At 42.7% G+C, this 21183-nt stretch carries 19 protein-coding genes, 2 tRNA genes and 3 rRNA genes; 11 read left to right on the top strand and 13 right to left on the bottom strand.

All coding sequences use genetic code 11. The features are described 5' to 3' along the window. Nucleotides 1-433: 433 nt before the first annotated feature. The 7 genes from NYR60_RS05245 to NYR60_RS05215 all read left to right on the top strand — a co-directional run bounded on the left by NYR60_RS05245 (nucleotide 434) and on the right by NYR60_RS05215 (nucleotide 7169). A 16S ribosomal RNA gene (locus NYR60_RS05245) occupies nucleotides 434-1973 on the top strand. 83 nt (nucleotides 1974-2056) lie between these two features. After that, nucleotides 2057-2133 (top strand) — tRNA-Ile (locus NYR60_RS05240). A 51-nt stretch (nucleotides 2134-2184) separates the two neighbouring features. Next, nucleotides 2185-2260, top strand: a tRNA-Ala gene (locus tag NYR60_RS05235). A 254-nt stretch (nucleotides 2261-2514) separates the two neighbouring features. Continuing rightward, a 23S ribosomal RNA gene (locus NYR60_RS05230) occupies nucleotides 2515-5413 on the top strand. Nucleotides 5414-5588: 175 nt separating this feature from the next. Beyond that, nucleotides 5589-5704, top strand: a 5S ribosomal RNA gene (gene rrf / locus NYR60_RS05225). The 16S, 23S and 5S rRNA genes sit together here with 2 tRNA genes alongside, the layout of an rRNA operon. A 573-nt stretch (nucleotides 5705-6277) precedes the next feature. Beyond that, on the top strand, nucleotides 6278-6481 hold the full coding sequence (locus NYR60_RS05220; RefSeq protein ID WP_279465931.1) for a hypothetical protein: 204 nt from the start codon (nucleotides 6278-6280) through the stop codon (nucleotides 6479-6481). A 226-nt stretch (nucleotides 6482-6707) separates the two neighbouring features. Then, a complete protein-coding gene (locus NYR60_RS05215) occupies nucleotides 6708-7169 on the top strand; it encodes a hypothetical protein (protein WP_279465930.1) in 462 nt (153 codons plus the stop codon). A 127-nt stretch (nucleotides 7170-7296) separates the two neighbouring features. On the opposite strand, the gene dhaM is transcribed toward NYR60_RS05215, so the two are convergent. Genes dhaM through dhaK form a run of 3 tightly spaced genes read right to left on the bottom strand, consistent with a single transcriptional unit; the run spans nucleotide 7297 to nucleotide 9414 of the window. Next, nucleotides 7297-7707: a dihydroxyacetone kinase phosphoryl donor subunit DhaM gene (gene dhaM / locus NYR60_RS05210; RefSeq protein ID WP_279465929.1), complete on the bottom strand. Its 411-nt coding sequence runs from the start codon at nucleotides 7705-7707 to the stop codon at nucleotides 7297-7299. Nucleotides 7708-7715: 8 nt separating this feature from the next. Then, nucleotides 7716-8342 carry a dihydroxyacetone kinase subunit DhaL gene (dhaL, locus tag NYR60_RS05205; RefSeq protein ID WP_279465928.1) on the bottom strand — a complete coding sequence of 209 codons (627 nt, stop codon included), beginning with the start codon at nucleotides 8340-8342 and terminating at the stop codon, nucleotides 7716-7718. Between the two features lies 1 nt (nucleotide 8343). Continuing rightward, complete coding sequence (gene dhaK, locus NYR60_RS05200; protein WP_279465927.1) at nucleotides 8344-9414, bottom strand: dihydroxyacetone kinase subunit DhaK; 1071 nt, start codon at nucleotides 9412-9414, stop codon at nucleotides 8344-8346. A 169-nt stretch (nucleotides 9415-9583) separates the two neighbouring features. On the opposite strand from dhaK, the gene trxB reads away from it, so the two are divergent. The 3 genes from trxB (at nucleotide 9584) to NYR60_RS05185 (ending at nucleotide 11945) form a co-directional block, all read left to right on the top strand. Further along, nucleotides 9584-10537 carry a thioredoxin-disulfide reductase gene (gene trxB, locus NYR60_RS05195; RefSeq protein ID WP_279465926.1) on the top strand — a complete coding sequence of 318 codons (954 nt, stop codon included), beginning with the start codon at nucleotides 9584-9586 and terminating at the stop codon, nucleotides 10535-10537. 107 nt (nucleotides 10538-10644) lie between these two features. After that, complete coding sequence (gene kdsB, locus NYR60_RS05190; protein ID WP_279465925.1) at nucleotides 10645-11397, top strand: 3-deoxy-manno-octulosonate cytidylyltransferase; 753 nt, start codon at nucleotides 10645-10647, stop codon at nucleotides 11395-11397. Nucleotides 11398-11519: 122 nt separating this feature from the next. Beyond that, nucleotides 11520-11945 carry a YidB family protein gene (locus NYR60_RS05185; protein ID WP_005595728.1) on the top strand — a complete coding sequence of 142 codons (426 nt, stop codon included), beginning with the start codon at nucleotides 11520-11522 and terminating at the stop codon, nucleotides 11943-11945. A 72-nt stretch (nucleotides 11946-12017) separates the two neighbouring features. Here NYR60_RS05185 and nudC read toward each other — a convergent pair whose 3' ends face one another. The 5 genes from nudC to pepQ are packed head-to-tail and all read right to left on the bottom strand — an operon-like array spanning nucleotide 12018 to nucleotide 16171. Continuing rightward, a complete protein-coding gene (gene nudC / locus NYR60_RS05180; RefSeq protein ID WP_279465922.1) occupies nucleotides 12018-12806 on the bottom strand; it encodes an NAD(+) diphosphatase in 789 nt (262 codons plus the stop codon). Further along, nucleotides 12803-13504: a pseudouridine synthase gene (locus tag NYR60_RS05175; RefSeq protein WP_279465921.1), complete on the bottom strand. Its 702-nt coding sequence runs from the start codon at nucleotides 13502-13504 to the stop codon at nucleotides 12803-12805. The genes nudC and NYR60_RS05175 overlap by 4 nt, the downstream gene beginning before the upstream one ends. Next, complete coding sequence (locus tag NYR60_RS05170) at nucleotides 13505-14353, bottom strand: DMT family transporter (protein WP_279465919.1); 849 nt, start codon at nucleotides 14351-14353, stop codon at nucleotides 13505-13507. It abuts the gene before it with no gap. After that, nucleotides 14353-14817 (bottom strand): FxsA family protein, encoded by a 465-nt coding sequence (locus tag NYR60_RS05165; RefSeq protein ID WP_279465918.1) that lies wholly within the window; start codon nucleotides 14815-14817, stop codon nucleotides 14353-14355. The genes NYR60_RS05170 and NYR60_RS05165 overlap by 1 nt, the downstream gene beginning before the upstream one ends. 22 nt (nucleotides 14818-14839) lie before the next feature. Further along, a complete protein-coding gene (gene pepQ, locus NYR60_RS05160; protein WP_279465917.1) occupies nucleotides 14840-16171 on the bottom strand; it encodes a Xaa-Pro dipeptidase in 1332 nt (443 codons plus the stop codon). Between the two features lie 23 nt (nucleotides 16172-16194). Here pepQ and tusA point away from each other — a divergent pair, with 23 nt between their 5' ends. Next, entirely contained in the window at nucleotides 16195-16434 is a 240-nt protein-coding gene (tusA, locus tag NYR60_RS05155; RefSeq protein WP_005603270.1) for a sulfurtransferase TusA, read from the top strand. A 49-nt stretch (nucleotides 16435-16483) separates the two neighbouring features. Here tusA and rraB read toward each other — a convergent pair whose 3' ends face one another. From rraB to ilvD, 5 genes are all read right to left on the bottom strand, one after another. Further along, nucleotides 16484-16924 carry a ribonuclease E inhibitor RraB gene (gene rraB / locus NYR60_RS05150; RefSeq protein WP_279465916.1) on the bottom strand — a complete coding sequence of 147 codons (441 nt, stop codon included), beginning with the start codon at nucleotides 16922-16924 and terminating at the stop codon, nucleotides 16484-16486. Between the two features lies 1 nt (nucleotide 16925). Next, nucleotides 16926-17546, bottom strand: a complete 621-nt coding sequence (gene yihA, locus NYR60_RS05145) for a ribosome biogenesis GTP-binding protein YihA/YsxC (protein WP_279465914.1) — start codon at nucleotides 17544-17546, stop codon at nucleotides 16926-16928. 278 nt (nucleotides 17547-17824) lie between these two features. Further along, on the bottom strand, nucleotides 17825-18247 hold the full coding sequence (locus tag NYR60_RS05140; protein ID WP_279465912.1) for a DUF805 domain-containing protein: 423 nt from the start codon (nucleotides 18245-18247) through the stop codon (nucleotides 17825-17827). Between the two features lie 31 nt (nucleotides 18248-18278). Next, the gene (locus tag NYR60_RS05135; protein WP_279465910.1) at nucleotides 18279-19109 is read right to left on the bottom strand and encodes a ZIP family metal transporter; all 831 of its coding nucleotides are present in this window, start codon (nucleotides 19107-19109) and stop codon (nucleotides 18279-18281) included. A gap of 202 nt (nucleotides 19110-19311) precedes the next feature. Beyond that, complete coding sequence (gene ilvD / locus NYR60_RS05130) at nucleotides 19312-21147, bottom strand: dihydroxy-acid dehydratase (RefSeq protein ID WP_279465908.1); 1836 nt, start codon at nucleotides 21145-21147, stop codon at nucleotides 19312-19314. Nucleotides 21148-21183 lie beyond the last annotated feature (36 nt).

Genomic DNA, 21183 nt, shown 5'->3' with positions numbered 1-21183 from the left:
AAAAAGTACGAATAATTTTGTGAGGTAGATCACAAAATTAAATATGCACTCAAAAGTTATCATAAAATCGCTCAAAAATGTTCTTGTTTTGCTCAATTTGAATAAATGTTATTCGAATGATAAATAAATTAAAATTTTTTGCAAAAAGTACTTGCAAGGATTTGATATTTCTCTATAATGCACCACACACAACGACGCACTGTTGTGAACGATTTAAAATTGATTTCCAGTGCGTCGTTTCTTTTTGTTCTTTAACAATATATCAGACAATCTGTGTGGGCACTTGTTGATTGACTTGATTTTAAAAATATTATTTAAAACTTGAAGTCTTAATAGGTGCTTAAACTAGAAATTCATATTTATCTTTTACTTAACTTAGTTAGGTAAGAGAAGTGAACTTAGCTAAGCAGTTTATTGAGCGATTAAACTTTTTGAATTGAAGAGTTTGATCATGGCTCAGATTGAACGCTGGCGGCAGGCTTAACACATGCAAGTCGAACGGTAACAGGGATTAGCTTGCTAATTTGCTGACGAGTGGCGGACGGGTGAGTAATGCTTGGGAATCTGGCTTATGGAGGGGGATAACTACGGGAAACTGTAGCTAATACCGCGTAATATCTTTGGATTAAAGTGTGGGACCGCAAGGCCACATGCCATGAGATGAGCCCAAGTGGGATTAGGTAGTTGGTGGGGTAAAGGCCTACCAAGCCGACGATCTCTAGCTGGTCTGAGAGGATGACCAGCCACACTGGAACTGAGACACGGTCCAGACTCCTACGGGAGGCAGCAGTGGGGAATATTGCACAATGGGGGGAACCCTGATGCAGCCATGCCGCGTGAATGAAGAAGGCCTTCGGGTTGTAAAGTTCTTTCGGTAGCGAGGAAGGTGGTAATGTTAATAGCATTATCAATTGACGTTAACTACAGAAGAAGCACCGGCTAACTCCGTGCCAGCAGCCGCGGTAATACGGAGGGTGCGAGCGTTAATCGGAATAACTGGGCGTAAAGGGCACGCAGGCGGTTGATTAAGTGAGATGTGAAAGCCCCGGGCTTAACCTGGGAATTGCATTTCATACTGGTCAACTAGAGTACTTTAGGGAGGGGTAGAATTCCACGTGTAGCGGTGAAATGCGTAGAGATGTGGAGGAATACCGAAGGCGAAGGCAGCCCCTTGGGAATGTACTGACGCTCATGTGCGAAAGCGTGGGGAGCAAACAGGATTAGATACCCTGGTAGTCCACGCTGTAAACGCTGTCGATTTGGGGATTGGACTATAAGTTTGGTGCCCGAAGCTAACGTGATAAATCGACCGCCTGGGGAGTACGGCCGCAAGGTTAAAACTCAAATGAATTGACGGGGGCCCGCACAAGCGGTGGAGCATGTGGTTTAATTCGATGCAACGCGAAGAACCTTACCTACTCTTGACATCCAGAGAATCCTGTAGAGATACGGGAGTGCCTTCGGGAGCTCTGAGACAGGTGCTGCATGGCTGTCGTCAGCTCGTGTTGTGAAATGTTGGGTTAAGTCCCGCAACGAGCGCAACCCTTATCCTTTGTTGCCAGCGGTTCGGCCGGGAACTCAAAGGAGACTGCCAGTGATAAACTGGAGGAAGGTGGGGATGACGTCAAGTCATCATGGCCCTTACGAGTAGGGCTACACACGTGCTACAATGGCGTATACAGAGGGAAGCAATATGGCGACATGGAGCAAATCTCACAAAGTACGTCTAAGTCCGGATTGGAGTCTGCAACTCGACTCCATGAAGTCGGAATCGCTAGTAATCGCAAATCAGAATGTTGCGGTGAATACGTTCCCGGGCCTTGTACACACCGCCCGTCACACCATGGGAGTGGGTTGTACCAGAAGTAGATAGCTTAACCGCAAGGGGGGCGTTTACCACGGTATGATTCATGACTGGGGTGAAGTCGTAACAAGGTAACCGTAGGGGAACCTGCGGTTGGATCACCTCCTTACCAAGAATTGAGCGACTGCAAGTGTTCACACAGATTGTTTGATAGAAGAGAAGACAAAAACGGGTATAATCCGGCATCCTTTTGGGTCTGTAGCTCAGGTGGTTAGAGCGCACCCCTGATAAGGGTGAGGTCGGTGGTTCAAGTCCACTCAGACCCACCACTCTAAATGAGTGAAAGCTAAAAGGTATGATTATATCAAGTTGTGATGTATGGGGATATAGCTCAGCTGGGAGAGCGCCTGCCTTGCACGCAGGAGGTCAGCGGTTCGATCCCGCTTATCTCCACCAATCATCATTACTAAGCATATAAGCAAAACTTAATAAAAGTTAATTGTTTGTATATTTAGTAATGATGATAAGTCAAATTATTGTCTTAAATTGTTCTTTAAAAAATTGGAAACAAGCTGAAAAACTGAGAGATTTTCGAAAGAAAGTCTGAGTAGTTAAAAAATCTTGACTGAACAAAAGCAGTCAAGTGTTTAGTTGAATAAAATACGCATTGAATGAATTTAAATAAGTTTTGAAAACATTTGAGGTTGTATAGTTAAGTGACTAAGCGTACACGGTGGATGCCTTGGCAATCAGAGGCGAAGAAGGACGTGCTAATCTGCGAAAAGCTTGGATGAGTTGATAAGAAGCGTTTAATCCAAGATATCCGAATGGGGAAACCCAGTAGATGAAGAATCTACTATTATTAAGTGAATACATAGCTTAATAAGGCAAACCGGGAGAACTGAAACATCTAAGTACCCCGAGGAAAAGAAATCAACCGAGATTCTGTGAGTAGCGGCGAGCGAAAGCGGAGGAGCCTTCAAACGATAGCAATCAATTCAGAAGAATGAGCTGGGAAGCTCAACGACACAGGGTGATAGTCCCGTATTCGAAGAATAGGTTGTGGTACTAAGTTTGAGATAAGTAGGGCGGGACACGAGAAATCCTGTTTGAAGATGGGGGGACCATCCTCCAAGGCTAAATACTCCTGATTGACCGATAGTGAACCAGTACTGTGAAGGAAAGGCGAAAAGAACCCCAGTGAGGGGAGTGAAATAGAACCTGAAACCGTGTACGTACAAGCAGTGGGAGCCTCTTTATGGGGTGACTGCGTACCTTTTGTATAATGGGTCAGCGACTTATATTTTGTAGCGAGGTTAACTGAATAAGGGAGCCGAAGGGAAACCGAGTCTTAACTGGGCGTTTAGTTGCAAGGTATAGACCCGAAACCCGGTGATCTAGCCATGGGCAGGTTGAAGATTGGGTAACACTAATTGGAGGACCGAACCGACTAATGTTGAAAAATTAGCGGATGACTTGTGGCTGGGGGTGAAAGGCCAATCAAACCGGGAGATAGCTGGTTCTCCCCGAAATCTATTTAGGTAGAGCCTTGAGCGGACACCTTCGGGGGTAGAGCACTGTTTCGGCTAGGGGTCCATCCCGGATTACCAACCCGATGCAAACTGCGAATACCGAAGAGTGATACTCAGGAGACACACGGTGGGTGCTAACGTCCATCGTGGAGAGGGAAACAACCCAGACCGCCAGCTAAGGTCCCAAAGTACTAGTTAAGTGGGAAACGAAGTGGGAAGGCTTAGACAGCTAGGATGTTGGCTTAGAAGCAGCCATCATTTAAAGAAAGCGTAATAGCTCACTAGTCGAGTCGGCCTGCGCGGAAGATGTAACGGGGCTAAAACTAGTCACCGAAGCTGCGGCATCAATGGAAACATTGTTGGGTAGGGGAGCGTTCTGTAAGCGGATGAAGCTGAATTGAGAAGTTTGGTGGACGTATCAGAAGTGCGAATGCTGACATAAGTAACGATAAAACGAGTGAAAAACTCGTTCGCCGGAAGACCAAGGGTTCCTGTCCAACGTTAATCGGGGCAGGGTGAGTCGGCCCCTAAGGCGAGGCTGAAAAGCGTAGTCGATGGGAAACGGGTTAATATTCCCGTACTTGGTATAATTGCGATGTGGGGACGGAGAAGGTTAGGTAATCAGACTGTTGGATGTCTGTTTAAGCCGGTAGGTGGGAATTTTAGGCAAATCCGGAATTCTGTTAACACCGAGAAGTGATGACGAGTCTCTACGGAGATGAAGTTACCGATACCACGCTTCCAGGAAAAGCCACTAAGCTTCAGGTTATACTAAACCGTACTATAAACCGACACAGGTGGTCAGGTAGAGAATACTCAGGCGCTTGAGAGAACTCGGGTGAAGGAACTAGGCAAAATAGCACCGTAACTTCGGGAGAAGGTGCGCCGGCGTAGATTGTAAGCGTTTACCGCTGAAGGTTGAACCGGTCGAAGATACCAGCTGGCTGCAACTGTTTATTAAAAACACAGCACTCTGCAAACACGAAAGTGGACGTATAGGGTGTGATGCCTGCCCGGTGCTGGAAGGTTAATTGATGGTGTTATCGAAAGAGAAGCTCCTGATCGAAGCCCCAGTAAACGGCGGCCGTAACTATAACGGTCCTAAGGTAGCGAAATTCCTTGTCGGGTAAGTTCCGACCTGCACGAATGGCATAATGATGGCCAGGCTGTCTCCACCCGAGACTCAGTGAAATTGAAATCGCCGTGAAGATGCGGTGTACCCGCGGCTAGACGGAAAGACCCCGTGAACCTTTACTATAGCTTGACACTGAACATTGAATTTTGATGTGTAGGATAGGTGGGAGCCTTTGAAGCAGTCACGCCAGTGATTGTGGAGGCGTCCTTGAAATACCACCCTTTAACGTTTGATGTTCTAACGAAGATTGCGGAACGCGGTCTCGGACAGTGTCTGGTGGGTAGTTTGACTGGGGCGGTCTCCTCCCAAAGAGTAACGGAGGAGCACGAAGGTTTGCTAATCACGGTCGGACATCGTGAGGTTAGTGCAATGGTATAAGCAAGCTTAACTGCGAGACAGACAAGTCGAGCAGGTGCGAAAGCAGGTCATAGTGATCCGGTGGTTCTGAATGGAAGGGCCATCGCTCAACGGATAAAAGGTACTCCGGGGATAACAGGCTGATACCGCCCAAGAGTTCATATCGACGGCGGTGTTTGGCACCTCGATGTCGGCTCATCACATCCTGGGGCTGAAGTAGGTCCCAAGGGTATGGCTGTTCGCCATTTAAAGTGGTACGCGAGCTGGGTTTAGAACGTCGTGAGACAGTTCGGTCCCTATCTGCCGTGGGCGTTGGAGAATTGAGAGGGGCTGCTCCTAGTACGAGAGGACCGGAGTGGACGCATCACTGGTGTTCCAGTTGTCTCGCCAGAGGCACTGCTGGGTAGCTACATGCGGAAGAGATAAGTGCTGAAAGCATCTAAGCACGAAACTTGCCTTAAGATGAGTTCTCCCAGTCTATAAGACTGTAAGGGTTGTTGGAGACTACGACGTAGATAGGTGTGGTGTGTAAGCGTAGTGATACGTTGAGCTAACACATACTAATTGCCCGAGAGGCTTAACTATACAACGCTCAAGTGTTTTTGGGCGTAGAGCGAAGTGAAAAGCTAGAAAAGACTAAAAACTAAAGAAGATGAAAAAATCAGTAAACAGCTTGTTTCGAATTTAAAGTGCGAATAAAAAGCAGATAAAGAACGAAGAGAAAGACAAATAAAGAAGATAAAGGTCATCAACAGAATATTCTGGCGACCAGAGTGCTGTGGCTCTACCTGATTCCATTCCGAACTCAGAAGTAAAACGCAGTAACGCCGATGGTAGTGTGGGGGTTCCCCATGTGAGAGTAGGGCATCGCCAGATTGAATTTAGCGCGAAAGCGAAGAGAGAACCCTAGAGTTAGTGATAGCTCTGGGGTTTTTGCTTTTTCGACACTTTATTTTTTCATTGTTTTATTCCTTTTATTGATTCATTTCTTTCTGCTTTTTTCTTTATTCTCTCATTTATTTATTCCTCGATTTAGCCCGAACTGTTTTATACATATGTGTATGATTTTTTATTGGATTTGCAACAAATAAGGGAAATTTGACCGCTTGTTATTCTCCTCAAAGTTAACTTTTTCAAGCAGAAAACTAAAATGTTAAAAGCTGTATATTGATTTTATTTCCTATTGACATAAGAAGTAAAATAATACGGTTAAAGCATTTTATGGATTTGGTTTTTTTATTTTTTACTTTTGGGTTAATAAGAAAGTAATCTTAACAGAGCTAACTAAGTCCCTAGCGTTACAAAAAATCGTAAAATCAGACCGCTTGCCACTCCCCTAAATTAATTTCAGCCAAAAAATCCAAAATTTTCAAAGCAGTATACTGCTTTTACTTCCTATTGACATAGGAATTAAAACAATACTAGTTAAACAATTTTTATGGAGATAGTATGGATTTGGAAGATTTTAAATATCATGTCGATAGACTGATTACAAGTGCAACTAAAACTATTCCTGATGAAGAACATTTGGGGGTAATTTACCAAACAAAAACTTTTTTACTTGAGGTTAGCTATCCTAAAGATGAGTGTGAAAAAATAGTAAGGAGAGAAATTAAAAAGTGCCCTTTTTTTTGTCGTGGAATATGCTTTTGATACGAATTCACTACAGCTAACCGTTTCTCGCAAAAGTATTGCGGATATTGATGATTAGTAGGGAATAACAATGAGGATTTATCATTTAATAAGCATATTAATGTGGAGTAACTTTGGGGGGATTTATGATTAAATGTTTACGAGATTTTATGTATAGTATAGCTATAGTGTCTTCAGTTTTTTACTTCAAGGCTGCGTTGCTCTTCCTTATTCTCCACCGACTGGATTGTATATTCAATATAATTCATTTCCAGAATCAGCCAAATTGGTTTGTGAAAACAGTCAGAGCGGTTTTCAAGATTTTGGATATACACCAACTACTTTACGCTATGATATTCCGGAACAAGGGGTACAAATAGGCTTTGTTCAAACGCCTCTTTGTAAAGCTATTTGGGTGAGTGGTGCTGAAGCTGAGTACCAAAACCGTTATGCGGTACAATCAAACTATGGAAGTTATACAAATACTGTATCGAATAAAAAGGCTACTGCTACAGATATCCAATTTGATGCTCAGAGAAAATATACTGCCGCTATGCAAGCTCAGGCTAGGGCTATACGAGCTCAAGCTAGTGCCATTCGAGACGCTTCTAGTTCTCAGCAATCTTTCGGTTTTGGTACTCCATTTTCAACCCCAAAAATAACCTATTGTAATCAGTATGGATCAATGACTAATTGTCGAACCTATTGATTTAGATGATAGTAAATAGATCTTTTTATTTCTTTATAATAAAGATTTTTGAGTTTTAGCCATACTAGACAATTTTGCCTAGTATGGCTTAAACGACTAGAAGTTTCTAGCTGTTTTATGATAAGTATTATTTTTGACTCTGAGCTAGTTTTAATGCAGCTGCTTCATTTGCTTCTTGTAATACTAAAGCCAAATTATCGCCTCCAGCAGCCGCTACCGTAGCAGCGAATGCACCCTCAACTAGCGGTGCATAACTAATTACCACTTTTTCCGCTTTCTCTGGCTCAAGTAAATCAATTGCGGTTTCCGCACTTAAAATTGCACTTCCGAGATCAACAAAGATCACCACTCCGTCTTCGCTGAATACGTCCTCAATCGCATTCATAATTTTTACCGCATCCGTGCCAATCGGATTATCCGGATCATCAATACCGGCAGCGACAGCGATTTGGCATGCTCCCTGTGCCATTTGGCGAGTAATTTCTGCTACGCCTTCTCCAAGCTGTTTACTATGTGAAACAATCACTAAATTAACCATAACAGCTCCTATTTAACTGCTTCCGCTAAGGCTTTAATAAGATAATAACTCGAAGTTGCACCGGGATCGGCGTGACCGATACTGCGTTCGCCTAAATAGCTGGCACGTCCCTTTTTAGCTATCATCGTCACAGTTGCATTTGCAAAAATTTCAGCTTTTTCAACCGCTTGGTTAAGTAGAACAGATTCAGTTTGGGAGTGATCCGCTTGTGCTAATTCATCAAGTAACGGAAGCCAAACATCACACATGGTTTTATCGCCCAGCTCTGCACGTCCGCGAGCGACAATGCCTTCCATACCGGCTTTGAAGAAACCTACAAGTTCTTCAAAAGTAAGCTGTTCTTTACCGTTAGCAACTTGTGAACCTTTAATGAATAAAGTGCCGTATAAAGGCCCGCTTGCACCGCCGACTTGAGAGAGTAACGTCATACCGACCGTTTTTAAGATCGTGCCGATATCTTTATCACTGACCGTAGCAACTTTTTCTAACGCCTTACTAAAACCACGTTGCATATTTAAGCCGTGATCGCCGTCACCAATTTCGGTATCCAGCTGTGTGAGGAAATCTCGTTGTTCAGTCATCACTTGATTACAATTTTCAAGCCATTGTAGAATTTGTTGTTTTGAAATCGCCATTTTATGCTCCCCAACGTAACGCCGGCGTATTCACCGGTGCATCCCAAAGTGTTAAGGTTTCATCATCGACTTTCAGTAAAGTAATTGAAGCCCCTTGCATATCGAGTGAAGTACAGTATGAACCGACCAAGTTACGCTCAATCGTTAAACCGAATTGTTCGCAACAATCCGCAAGCACATTGTAAACACCATATAATTCTGAAAGTGGTACCGCACCTAAGTTATTCACTAACACAATTACACGATCGCCTTTTTGTAACGCTTGTTTTTTATCTAACACTTCGTTCCATTGTTGAGTATCGTTATCCCAACGGCGTATAGTACGCTCGTAATCGCCGTGTGCGATGAGTGTTTCAAACATTTGGCGTACGGTTTTATCGAGGTTCTCAAACGGACGGCGTTCAATACCCGGTTCGCCGTGAATCCCTACGCCAAATTCCATTTCGTTTTCGGCTAAAGTGAAAGACGGCTTACCGGCTGCCGGTACGGTACAAGCCCCAAGCGCAATACCAATCGAATGGCCGGCATTATTTAACTTATAACCTAACTCGGCTAATTGCGATAAGTTGTAGCCTTTATCTGCTGCTGCGCCTAATAGTTTTTCTAATAACACGGTGTTGGCAACGCCACGGCGGCCGGCGGTATATAAGCTGTCTTTGACCGCTACGTCATCATCAATAAGTACGGTTGCGACTTTTACACCGCTATCGGCAAGAAGTTCGGTGGCAGTTTCAAAATTTAAAACGTCACCGGTATAATTTTTAATAAGTAATAAAACACCTTCGCCACTATCGACATTTAACCCACATTCAAACATTTGATCCGGTGTCGGAGAGGTAAAAATCGCCCCTGGACAAGCACCGTCTAACATTCCCTTACCAACAAATCCGGCGTGCATCGGCTCGTGTCCGCTTCCGCCACCGGAAATCAATGCCACTTTACCGGCAACCGGTGCGTCAGCTCGGCGTACATAAGTCGGCTCGGCATTTAGAGTAATAGTGGGATGTGCTTTAGCAAAACCGGCTAACTGTTCCTGTAATACCGTTTCGATTGAATTGATAAGTTTTTTCATTGGTGTTTATCCTTTTAAAAGAAGAATTTGACCCAATTTAACCAAAATTCGAGGCGGATTTCTGTTAGCTACTTCACAAAATCGAAAAAAAGATGAGTGAAAACGAAAATAGAGTTACAGATAAATTTACGCTAAAATAACAACAATATTTATTGATAAGGATTAAACAATGACAGTTAAACACGCAAAACTTTTAATTTTAGGTTCAGGTCCGGCGGGTTATACCGCTGCCGTTTACGCCGCTCGTGCGAATTTAAATCCGGTATTGGTGACCGGTATGCAACAAGGCGGTCAATTAACTACCACCGATGAAATTGAAAACTGGCCGGGCGAGTATGAGCATACCACCGGTACCGGTTTAATGGATAAAATGCTGAAACACGCAGAAAAATTTAATACAGAAATTATTTTTGACCACATTAATAGCGTTGATCTTTCAAAACGTCCATTCACATTAAAAGGCGATATCAATACTTTCACTTGTGACGCATTAATTATCGCAACCGGTGCTTCGGCAAAATATTTAGGCTTAGATTCGGAAGAGGCGTTTAAAGGCAAAGGCGTATCGGCTTGTGCAACTTGTGACGGTTTCTTCTATCGTAACAAACCAGTTGCGGTTGTTGGTGGCGGTAATACTGCGGTTGAAGAAGCGTTATATTTAGCCAATATTGCTAGCGAAGTACATTTAGTGCATCGCCGTGACAGTTTCCGTGCTGAGAAAATTTTATTAGGTCGCTTACAGAAACGTGTGGAAGAAGGCAAAATCATTCTTCACACTGACAGAACGGTCGAAGAAGTGTTAGGCGATAATATGGGTGTAACCGGTGTACGTTTAGCTTCGACCAAAGATGAGAGCAAAGAAGAAATTAAAGTGGACGGCTTCTTTGTCGCGATCGGTCACGCACCGAATACCGCCATTTTTGACGGTCAGCTTGAATTGGATAACGGTTACATTAAAGTGAAATCGGGTTTAGAAGGTAATGCGACTGCAACTAGCGTAGCAGGCGTATTTGCTGCCGGTGACGTTATGGATCATAACTATCGCCAAGCAATCACTTCAGCAGGCACAGGCTGTATGGCGGCGTTAGATGCAGAACGCTTCTTAGATGCGTTAGAAGCCTAAATATTTTTACGGAACATCAGTTTTATTCAAACAAGCGGTTAAATTTCACAAGAATTTTGCTATGTTGATTCGAGCGGATGTTCCGTGTTTTTTATAAAGGAAATGTTATGAATTTTACTGTGATTATTCCGGCACGTTACGCTTCAAGCCGCTTACCTCGTAAACCGCTGCTAGATATTGCCGGTAAACCGATGATTCAACACGTGTGGGAAAAAGCACAACAAGCCGGTGCAACACGGGTGATTATTGCGACCGACCATCCGGAGATTGAAGCAACCGCCAAAGCATTTGGTGCGGAAGTGTGCATGACTTCAGATCAACATAATTCAGGCACGGAACGTTTAGCGGAAGTGATTGAAAAGATGCGGATTGCCGATGATGAAATTATTGTGAATGTACAAGGGGATGAGCCATTGATCCCACCAGTGATCGTCTCGCAAGTGGCAGAAAATTTAGATCGTTGCCAAGTGAATATGGCGACATTAGCAGTAAAATTAACCACCAAAGAAGAACTTTTCAATCCGAATGCCGTCAAAGTGCTGGCAGATAAAAACGGTATGGCACTCTATTTCTCTCGTGCGCCGATTCCGTTTGCTCGTGATCATTTCGCAGACTGTGATGACGCTTTTGTGGCAAGCCAAAATTACTTACGCCATATCGGTATCTACGCATATCGAGCCGGCTTTGTAAAACAATATGTAGTTTGGCAGCCGACACAATTAGAGCAGTTGGAATCGTTAGAACAATTACGTGCGTTATGGTACGGAGAAAAAATTCATATCGAACTTGCTAAACAAGCACCTCAAGTGGGCGTAGATACGCAAGAAGATTTGGAACGAGTTCGCCATATTTTGGCTTAGAATCGGCAGAAACAAGCGGTCAAAATTGCAAAAAACGTTGCAAATCAGACCGCTTAATTATCTAGGCTGAGTAGCAACTCAGTAAATAAAAACGTGCTTAGGCACATTCTCGGAGTAAACCTATGTTAGGAAACATTTTAGGCTCAATCGCATCATCTGTATTAAGTGGCGGTAACGGCAATCAATCAACAGCACTTCAATTAATTCAAGCATTACTACAATCTCAAGGTGGTGTTGAAGGTGTGATCGCTAAATTACAACAAGGCGGTTTGGACGATCTGTTAAAAACTTGGATCAGTGCAGATGAAGAAAACGCACCGGTATCAGGTGAACAAATCGCAAATGTATTCGGTCAAGAAAATCTGCAAGCAGCAGCACAAGAAGCGGGTGTAGAAGAAAAAGATGCGGGTGATTTATTAGCGGAATTTTTACCGAAAATCGTTGATACGTTAACACCAGACGGTCAATTACCGGATCTGCAAAATTTAAATACTAATGACCTATTAGCACAAGCGGCGAAAGGTGTATTAGGTAAGCTATTTAGTTAATATTAAAAAACAGGGAGAATTTAATTCTCCCTGTTTTTGTTTTGGCATAATTAGCCCTTTATAAAATTATTGTTATCTTTCCTCTCGACAAATCTTCAACGTTTCTTTGATTAGTTCTAATGCAATTGTACCTTCCGGTGGCAGTTCCGGGAGCGGTTGATCGCAGTCGAACCATTTAGCATCGAAGATTTCTTCCTCTTGTAGCGTGATTTCACCACTTTCGTAATCGGCGAGAAAGCCTAGCATCAGTGAGTTTGGGAATGCCCACGGTTGGCTACCGAAATAGCGGATGTTTTTGATTTTTAAACCGCTTTCTTCCCATACTTCACGTTGAACGGTGGTTTCGATTGCTTCACCAGCTTCAACAAAACCGGCTAATGTGGTGTAAATCGTGCCTTTATGACGTAAGTGGCTGGCGAGTAAAATTTGTTGTCCACGGCGTACCGCTACAATAATAGACGGGCTGATGGTCGGGTAGCTACGATGTTGGCAATTTGGGCAATGTACGGCAATTTCGTTGTTAGCAAGTTCGGTGTGAGCTCCGCATTTGCCGCAGAATTTATGTGTATTGAGGAAATGATTAAGTGAAACCGCTCGGTGTAACAGATGAGCTAATTCCGCCAGGCGAGCAATCTGTGAGCGTAGGTTTACCATCGTAAAATTTTGCAGATTTTCGACCGCTTGTTCATCCAGTTGCACCAGAAAAACCGGTGAGTTTTGGTATTTTCCAACCTGTAATTTAGCAAATCCGGCTAAACCTAATTGTTCGGCGGTGCCGAAAGGAATCTCATCATCTTTTAAAGCAATCTCAAATTGATGTACTAATACCCAATAACTTTTCATATTTGCTCCCGAAATCATTCAATTTTTAAGTCAATTTGTTGAAATAATTGGCGTTTTTCTTTTTCATCTAAAACTCGGTATTCGCCGCTATCTAAATCGCCTAGCTGAAATTGCCCTAAACCAACACGGATTAAGCGAAGAGTCGGAAAGCCGATGTGTGCGGTCATTCGGCGTACTTGGCGGTTTTTCCCTTCGTGAATTTTTAGCTCGATCCAACTGGTTGGAATGGTTTTTCGCTCTCGAATTTTTGGGGCGGTTTGCCATTCATAATTCGGGGCGGAAATTGCTTTTGCTTTTGCCGGTTTAGTTAAGCCGTCTTTCAGTTCAACACCTTTCTCTAACTTGGCTAAATCGGCAGCTTGCGGAATCCCTTCCAGCTGTGCGAGATACGTTTTCTGTTTTTCAAATTTGGGATTTGCCAAGCGATGCTGAATTTCACCGTTATTAGTCAGTAACAATAAGCCTTCGCTGTCACGATCTAAACGGCCAACCGGATAAACCTGTGGAATCGGAATAAAATCTTTCAGCGTTTGTCGCCCTTGTTCATCAGTGAATTGGGTTAACACGTCAAACGGCTTGTTAAACAACACAACCACAGTATCTTCAAACGAAAACTGTGGTTTAAGCGGTCGTTTTTGGGTTCTATTTTGCAAGTTCGGTTTGGTTGTTGCAGAACGAGGTTTATTTTTTTGATTAAATTTAGCTTTAAACATCATTTATTTCTTTAAGTTAGCCCAAGCGACTGAGAGTAAAATAATCGCACCGCCAATCAACATTTTGATAGTTGGTACTTCGTTAAAACATAGCCATGCAATCGCAATGGCATATATCGGTTCAAGCGAGATAATCATCGAAGCGGTTCGGGCGTTGATCGTATCAAGGCTGGAGACAAATAGCGTATATGCCAATGTGGTACAGAAAAAACCGATACAGAAAATCCAAAACCAATCGAGGGCAGGTGCGTTTATTAAGCCTTTTGTTGAAAAAGGTAACAGGATCAGCATTGCCACTAAATATTGCCACCAGCTCATTTGTGTACCGGATAATTTGCTCATGTTTTTCCGGTTTACAACTGCCAACACGCCATAGACCAAAGCGGATAAAACACCCCATAAAAGCCCTAATGTTGCTTGATTGCCAAAAGTAAATTCCGGTGTGACCAAAATTAAGCCGATAGTGATCGCCACAAGTAAAAAGCCTTCACGATAACTGAGTTTTTCTCTAAAAAAGAGCATTTCAAATAACGCGACAAAAGCAGGAAAGCTGGCGAAGCCTAAGGTTGCTAAGGCGACACCGCCTACTTGCACAGCAGTAAAAAATGTCACCCAATGGGCGGTAAGTAAGACGCCGGAAAGCACTTGGTTAAAGAATGCTTGGCGAGTGAGTTTTACAAGCGGTTGTTTTTTCCATATAAAATACAAAGAGATACAAACAAGCGCAATCATCACTCGCCCAAGCACAAGTGTATCCGGGCTACTTTCAATTAATGCACCGAAAATACTGGATGCACCAAAAAGGATTGCGGTAAAATGCACTTTCAATAGTGCGAGCGTATGTTTATCCACTATTTAATCCATTTATCTTGATCTTGTTTACGTTCAAATTCGGCATCGAAGGTATTGTTATCTTGCTGTGAAAATTGACCGCTTGAAAAATGGTTGAAACGCACTTTCGATTTAAAGAAACGCATTAAATAGCGTTCGGCAATCTGACGAGTCACCGGCAACATTAATAAAATCGCAATAATATCGCTTAAAAAACCAGGAATAATTAAAAAAACGCCGGCTAAAATAAACAGAAGTGAGCCGATCACCGCTTGTGTCGGGATTTTGCCTTGGCTTAATTCACTACGAATTGAATAAATGGTATATAACCCACGTAATTTCACAAACCATAAGCCTAATACCGAAATACCGATCAGTAACAAAATCAGCGGTAGTACCCCGATTTGGGAGCCGATTGAGACCAGTAGTGAGATCTCGAAATAGATATACAGAAAAATGCCGAATAAGATAAAAAGAAATGACATAGCAGTTCCTTATTTGAATTTTTTAACTATCGGAAAGTTGGAGTTCAATTTCCGCTTTTTGGGTTAAATTCTCCGCTCCTTGTGAACGCATCACAATATTGTCTTCGGTGCGGATACCGCCGAATTGTTTAAATTCAGCGATCTTTTGCCAATTAATATGACGTGCAAGAGGGCTATTTTGCAACGGATTCAGTAACATATCAATGAAATAGAAGCCCGGTTCGATCGTCAGCACCATATTTTCCGCCAAATCACGAGTACAACGCAGGCTTGGATAAACTTCCGGCGGTGATTTACGAGTACCACGATGATTTTGTTGGAAACCGGCGACATCGTGTACTTGTAGTCCAAGCAAATGTCCTAAACCGTGTGGCAAAAAGGCTCTGGAAATCCCTTCTTCAAAAATTTGTTCCGGTGTAAGGCGAACAAAATCATATTCGTGCAGCATTTCCGCAATCCATTGCTGTATTTGCGTATGATAACTCAGATAGTTCACCCCAACTGTGAGTTGCTCAATAATGCGAGATTTGTATTGTTCCATTTGCTTAATCATTGCTGCAAATTCGCTCTTAGAATCAACCACATAAGTGCGAGTAATATCGGAAGCGTAGCCGTGTACGGTTGCACCGGCATCAATCAGAAAACTCTGCAGTTGCGGATTAGGGGCGTAATCAAACTGAGTATAGTGTAAAATAGCCGAATGTTGATTAATGGCGACAATATTGCCGTAAGGCACGTTTAAGTCGGATTGCTGACTGGCTTTTAGGTAAGCGAGGTTAATTTCAAACTCACTCTTCCCCTCAAAAAAGGCTTGTTTTGCCGCCTGATGCCCTTTTAATGCCGCAAATTGTGCTTGATAGATTGCTTCGATTTCAAATTCACTTTTTATCGAACGTTCGAAGTGGAGCTGATTTAGCACTTTTTGCGGATTGATTTGGTTAAAACCAAGTGATTCTGCCAAGTTTTTATCCTCACCGATAAAGGCACAAGCGGTCGGATTTTGGATAAATTTTGCAATTTCTTGGGCATCTTGCAAAATCACCCATTGAAATTCATCTGCAAAAAAAGCGTCTGTCGGGACGGTCGGCGACGAGTGCCAATAATCGTTTGGTGCATAGAAATAGACGGTCGGTTTATTTTTGCCGTCTAAAAACAGCCAGCAATTTTCTGCTGTCGGAAAAGGGAAGAAGTAGTTAAAATGTGGGCTTATTTTAAAGGGGGCGGTTTGATCATCTAAAAAATGATAGCGAGCCGTGCCGGAGTGAATCCATAAACCGCTGAGAAAGTTACTTTCTAAAATGGTTTGAACGACTTGTTGTAGTCGCTTGATATGTTGTGTAAATAATTGTTTCATAAAAGAAAAAATAAGAGAAAAATATGACGGATATAAAAATTGACCAAACATTAGATACGCTTGGGCTACGTTGCCCAGAGCCAGTAATGCTCACTCGCAAAACCATCCGCAATATGGCGGAAGGCGAGGTATTATTAATTGTGGCGGACGATCCGGCTACCACGCGAGATATTCCAAGTTTTTGTGAATTTATGGATCACCAATTGCTAAATAGCGAAACGGAAAACACCCCATATCGTTACTGGGTCAAAAAAGGGCTTTAAGCACAATAAAATAATCCCCCATACGAGCGTATGGGGGATTTTTTAAACATTAGTGACGCCTGATTTCTTCTTCGTCAAACTCAAAATCTTCATCTTGGTCATCGAAAAATTCGCCGTCTTCACCGTATTCATCATCTTCCGCATTCGGATCTTCAAAATAAGTGCCCCAGCCTTCATATTCCGCACCGACTTTTTCAATCAGCGGCAGTAATTCTTTTTGTTGGGCGGTAATGATGTCGGCATTTAAGTTGACTTCGCTCACGATGTCGCACACGAAGATCACCTTGCCATTTTCTTCTTCAACTTCTTCCGCCTCTGAAATTTCATAGCCGAGTTTATAAGCATCAACTACTAATTTTTCCAGTTTATCAAAATCACGGTGTGCCACGTGGTGTTCGATAATATAAAGTGCTTCCGGATCCGAACCATCTTTTAATAAGTTTTCGATGATCTCATCTGTTTCTTGACGTAATTCATTAAAATCGTACATTTTATGCTCCTTGATTGAGGAATTGTTCGGCAAACCAGCTATCTAATTTGTCGGAAAGTTTATCAATACCAATTTTATTGAGTGCAGAGTAGGCTTCGACTTGAATATCGCCTTGGAACGGTAAAATCGCTTCTCGCACCATTTTTACCGTTTTACTTCTTGCGCTTTGGCTGAGTTTATCCGCTTTAGTTAATAGTAATAATACCGGTAATTGTGCGGATACTGCCCATTCGATCATCTGTTGGTCGAGATCTTTTAATGGGTGGCGAATATCCATTAGGATCACCACACCGCGTAAACATTCACGTTTTTGTAGGTATTCGCCTAACGCTTTTTGCCATTGGAGCTTCATTTGCTCCGGTACCGCCGCATAACCGTATCCCGGCAAATCGACCAACTTACAATTCGGCTCGACTTCAAATAAGTTAATTAACTGGGTGCGCCCTGGTGTTTTTGAAGTTCTTGCTAAGTTTTTTTGATTAGTTAACGCATTGAGCGCAGTAGATTTACCGGCATTTGAACGACCGGCAAAGGCAATTTCCACACCACTATCTTCCGGTAAATGACGGATATCTGGTGCGGAAGTTAAAAAATGAGTTTTGTGATAGTTTAGTTTGAGCATTATTAGTGTTTCTTTTAATTTAAGAAGTTGAGCATCTTTAAAAAGTTTTGCCTACTTTCTTTTGCGTTACTAAAGAAAGTTATATTAGGCAGTCTGATCTGGGTTCCCTTCTGAACCGCCTGAGCGTGTTGCAATTTGTAGGAACATTTTTCTTGAGCCGAAGCGAATCTAAAATGTTCCGTTAAGCAAATTTCAACTAAGCGAAGATAAGCGGTGAAATAGGGTTGCTTTTCTTTTGGTTACTTTTCTTTGGCAACGCAAAGAAAAGTAACATTGATCTAGCGTGCTAGGAATTTTACACTTAGCCCCTTTTCCCCATACTGGTTCGCTTGCGGATTACCTTTAAATACACCCCATTCTAGCAACAACATCGTACCGATAAACATCGGCATCATCATCCCCAGTAGCCATGCCATTGTACCTTGAGCTGAGAGGGATACACCATAGCACACAACCGGTACAAATGCCATGATAACCGCTTTGCCGGAACGGTTTCGGTCGTGTAGGCGTTTAATAATGACCGCAGATAAGCTATATAGCGATAATGTAAGCGGAAGCAAACTGAGCAGATTAAAAGCGGTAGAATTTAACCAAAAGTTTGCAGCAATAAATAAGAAAATAAAGTTAATCGCAAAGCCGATCCAAAAGCCTTGGCGATTAAGTCGTCCTTGAAACGAAAATAGTGCTTTATACCAAATCATATCAATCCTTTTTAGATGAAGAGTTATATCATTAGCCTAAAGCGACATCTAATACCATCATAATTACAAATCCTACCATTAATCCCAAAGTAGCAATGTCGGTGTTGCCACCGCTTTGTGATTCGGGAATCAGTTCTTCCACCACCACGAAAATCATCGCACCAGCAGCAAAAGCGAGTGCATAAGGCAATATGGCTGTCATCGAAAGTACAAAAGCAGCACCGAATATCGCTGCAATTGGTTCAACGATCGCAGACATTGCTCCCCATAAAAAGGCTTGTTTACGACTTTTACCTTCGCCACGAATCGGTAACGATAAAGATGACCCTTCCGGAATATTTTGTAAGCCAATTCCTATTGCTAAACCTATCGCACCGGTTAACATTGCTTGGTGATCGGCAACATTTGAAGCTAAAGCACCGAATGTCACTCCGAGAGCAAGACCTTCTGGAATATTATGAATGGTAATCGCTAAAAAAAGCAGCATACTTTTAGATAAACCTTTTTTAAATTGAGGCATACCTTCTGCATCTGAAAGCGGCTTACTTAAATGTAGGTGAGGCACAATTTTATCAATGAGTCGTAAGAAAAAACCACCGGCAAGAAAACCGGACGCAGCTGGTATCCACGCCAGAGAACCATAGCTTGGCTCGGCATATTCAAGTGCAGGGGCTAGGAGCGACCAAAAAGAGGCGGCAATCATTACACCGGCGGCAAAACCCATCATTACATCCAGTAATTTACGGTTGACCGTTTTAAAGAAATAGACAAACGCCGCACCAAAGACAGTGCAGCCCCAAGTAAATAACCCCGCGATAAACGCTTGTGCTACTGGGTGTAAAGATAAAAAATAATCGTACATAGCTTTCACGAATAAAAAATAATGGCGGTTGAATTTTAACAAATTTTTGTTAGTTAATGTTGTTTTAAATGTAGCTTAATTTTTTACTATTCAATCAATTTTTGCAAAAAATAACCCCATTATTGACCGCTTGCCATTAAGAATATTAGATCCTAATAAAAATGGACACCCAAGGGTGTCCATTTATGCTAATTAGCCTTTATTAGATTTTGGTTTTATCGCGTACTGCACCTTTATCCGCAGAAGTTGCAAAATGTCCGTACACTTTTAAGGCGAATGATACTTCACGTTGGCGATTTGCTGGTTTCCAACCTTTCGCATCTTGTTCTGTACGACGTTGTGCTAGTTCTTCTTCTGCCACTTTTAACTCAATACGGCGGTTTGGAATATCGATTTCAATCGTATCGCCGTCTTTTACCACACCGATTAAACCGCCTGCCGCTGCTTCCGGCGAGCAGTGACCGATTGATAAACCTGATGTACCGCCAGAGAAACGACCGTCTGTTAATAATGCACAGGCTTTACCTAACCCCATTGATTTTAAGTAACTGGTCGGATAAAGCATTTCTTGCATACCCGGACCACCTTTCGGACCTTCGTAACGAATCACAACGACATGACCAGCACGTACTTTACCGCCCAAAATACCTGCAACCGCATCTTCTTGGCTTTCAAATACAATGGCTTCGCCGGTAAATTTCAAGATACTTTCATCTACACCGGCAGTTTTTACGATACAACCGTCCAGTGCGATATTACCAGAAAGCATTGCTAAACCACCGTCTTGGCTATATGCGTGTTCTTTGCTGCGAATACAACCGTTTTGGCGGTCGTTATCTACCGTATCCCAACGACAATCTTGTGAGAATGCTTGTGTGGTACGAATACCCGCTGGGCCGGCACGGAAGAATTTATGTACTGCTTCGTCTTTGGTTAACATAATATCGTATTGTGAAATTTGTTCACCAATCGTCATACCCAGTACAGTATTTGTGTCGTTATGTAATAATTTTGCACGATCTAACTCGCCTAAAATCGCCATAATACCGCCGGCACGGTGTACATCTTCCATATGATATTTATTGGTATTTGGGGCAACTTTTGATAAGCAAGGAACTACACGTGATAAACGATCGATATCCGCCATAGTGAAATCTACTTCCGCTTCTTGTGCCGCTGCTAATAAATGTAAAACCGTATTGGTTGAACCGCCCATCGCGATATCTAAGCTCATTGCATTTTCAAATGCCGCTTTGGTGGCGATTGAACGTGGTAATACGCTCGCATCGTCTTGCTCGTAGTAACGTTTGCAAAGCTCAACAATTTGACGACCGGCTTTTAAGAATAATTCTTTACGATCAGCGTGGGTAGCTAACATTGAACCGTTACCTGGCAAAGATAAACCTAATGCTTCGGTTAAGCAGTTCATGGAGTTAGCAGTAAACATACCCGAACAAGAACCGCAAGTAGGGCAAGCTGAACGTTCGATAGCAGCAACATCTGCATCCGATACATTTTTATCTGCTGCTTGTACCATGGCATCGACTAAATCTAATTTAATCAGCTGATCCGAGAGTTTGGTTTTGCCAGCTTCCATTGGGCCGCCGGAAACAAAAATTGCCGGAATATTTAAACGCATTGCTGCCATTAACATTCCCGGAGTGATTTTGTCACAGTTTGAAATACACACCATTGCATCGGCACAGTGTGCATTGACCATATATTCAACCGAGTCAGCGATTAAATCACGGCTTGGTAGTGAGTAAAGCATACCGCCGTGACCCATTGCGATACCGTCATCCACTGCGATTGTATTAAATTCTTTTGCAACACCGCCGGCAGCTTCAATTTGTTCAGCTACCAGTTTACCCATATCACGTAAGTGAACGTGACCCGGTACAAATTGAGTAAATGAGTTTACGACGGCAATAATCGGTTTGCCGAAGTCGTTTTCTTTCATTCCTGTTGCACGCCATAATGCACGTGCACCTGCCATATTGCGACCTTGCGTTGAGGTTGCAGAACGTAAAATAGGCATATATTTCTCCAAATTAGGCTATGTTGTGTTATTTTG

Origin of the sequence: Actinobacillus genomosp. 2 (assembly GCF_029773605.1) — a bacterium.
Lineage (GTDB): Bacteria > Pseudomonadota > Gammaproteobacteria > Enterobacterales > Pasteurellaceae > Actinobacillus.
Note: the sequence above shows the minus strand (reverse complement) of the source record. Positions and strands in the feature narration are given on the sequence as shown.

What these genes read in the sequence shown, in the direction of transcription:
- NYR60_RS05220 (WP_279465931.1), top strand. Translation starts at nt 6,278, where the DNA reads ATGGATTTGGAAGATTTTAAATATCATGTCGATAGACTGATTACAAGT.
- dhaM (WP_279465929.1), bottom strand. Translation starts at nt 7,707, where the DNA reads ATGGTTAATTTAGTGATTGTTTCACATAGTAAACAGCTTGGAGAAGGC.
- dhaL (WP_279465928.1), bottom strand. Translation starts at nt 8,342, where the DNA reads ATGGCGATTTCAAAACAACAAATTCTACAATGGCTTGAAAATTGTAAT.
- dhaK (WP_279465927.1), bottom strand. Translation starts at nt 9,414, where the DNA reads ATGAAAAAACTTATCAATTCAATCGAAACGGTATTACAGGAACAGTTA.
- trxB (WP_279465926.1), top strand. Translation starts at nt 9,584, where the DNA reads ATGACAGTTAAACACGCAAAACTTTTAATTTTAGGTTCAGGTCCGGCG.
- kdsB (WP_279465925.1), top strand. Translation starts at nt 10,645, where the DNA reads ATGAATTTTACTGTGATTATTCCGGCACGTTACGCTTCAAGCCGCTTA.
- NYR60_RS05185 (WP_005595728.1), top strand. Translation starts at nt 11,520, where the DNA reads ATGTTAGGAAACATTTTAGGCTCAATCGCATCATCTGTATTAAGTGGC.
- nudC (WP_279465922.1), bottom strand. Translation starts at nt 12,806, where the DNA reads ATGATTTCGGGAGCAAATATGAAAAGTTATTGGGTATTAGTACATCAA.
- NYR60_RS05175 (WP_279465921.1), bottom strand. Translation starts at nt 13,504, where the DNA reads ATGATGTTTAAAGCTAAATTTAATCAAAAAAATAAACCTCGTTCTGCA.
- NYR60_RS05165 (WP_279465918.1), bottom strand. Translation starts at nt 14,817, where the DNA reads ATGTCATTTCTTTTTATCTTATTCGGCATTTTTCTGTATATCTATTTC.
- pepQ (WP_279465917.1), bottom strand. Translation starts at nt 16,171, where the DNA reads ATGAAACAATTATTTACACAACATATCAAGCGACTACAACAAGTCGTT.
- tusA (WP_005603270.1), top strand. Translation starts at nt 16,195, where the DNA reads ATGACGGATATAAAAATTGACCAAACATTAGATACGCTTGGGCTACGT.
- rraB (WP_279465916.1), bottom strand. Translation starts at nt 16,924, where the DNA reads ATGTACGATTTTAATGAATTACGTCAAGAAACAGATGAGATCATCGAA.
- yihA (WP_279465914.1), bottom strand. Translation starts at nt 17,546, where the DNA reads ATGCTCAAACTAAACTATCACAAAACTCATTTTTTAACTTCCGCACCA.
- NYR60_RS05140 (WP_279465912.1), bottom strand. Translation starts at nt 18,247, where the DNA reads ATGATTTGGTATAAAGCACTATTTTCGTTTCAAGGACGACTTAATCGC.
- NYR60_RS05135 (WP_279465910.1), bottom strand. Translation starts at nt 19,109, where the DNA reads ATGTACGATTATTTTTTATCTTTACACCCAGTAGCACAAGCGTTTATC.
- ilvD (WP_279465908.1), bottom strand. Translation starts at nt 21,147, where the DNA reads ATGCCTATTTTACGTTCTGCAACCTCAACGCAAGGTCGCAATATGGCA.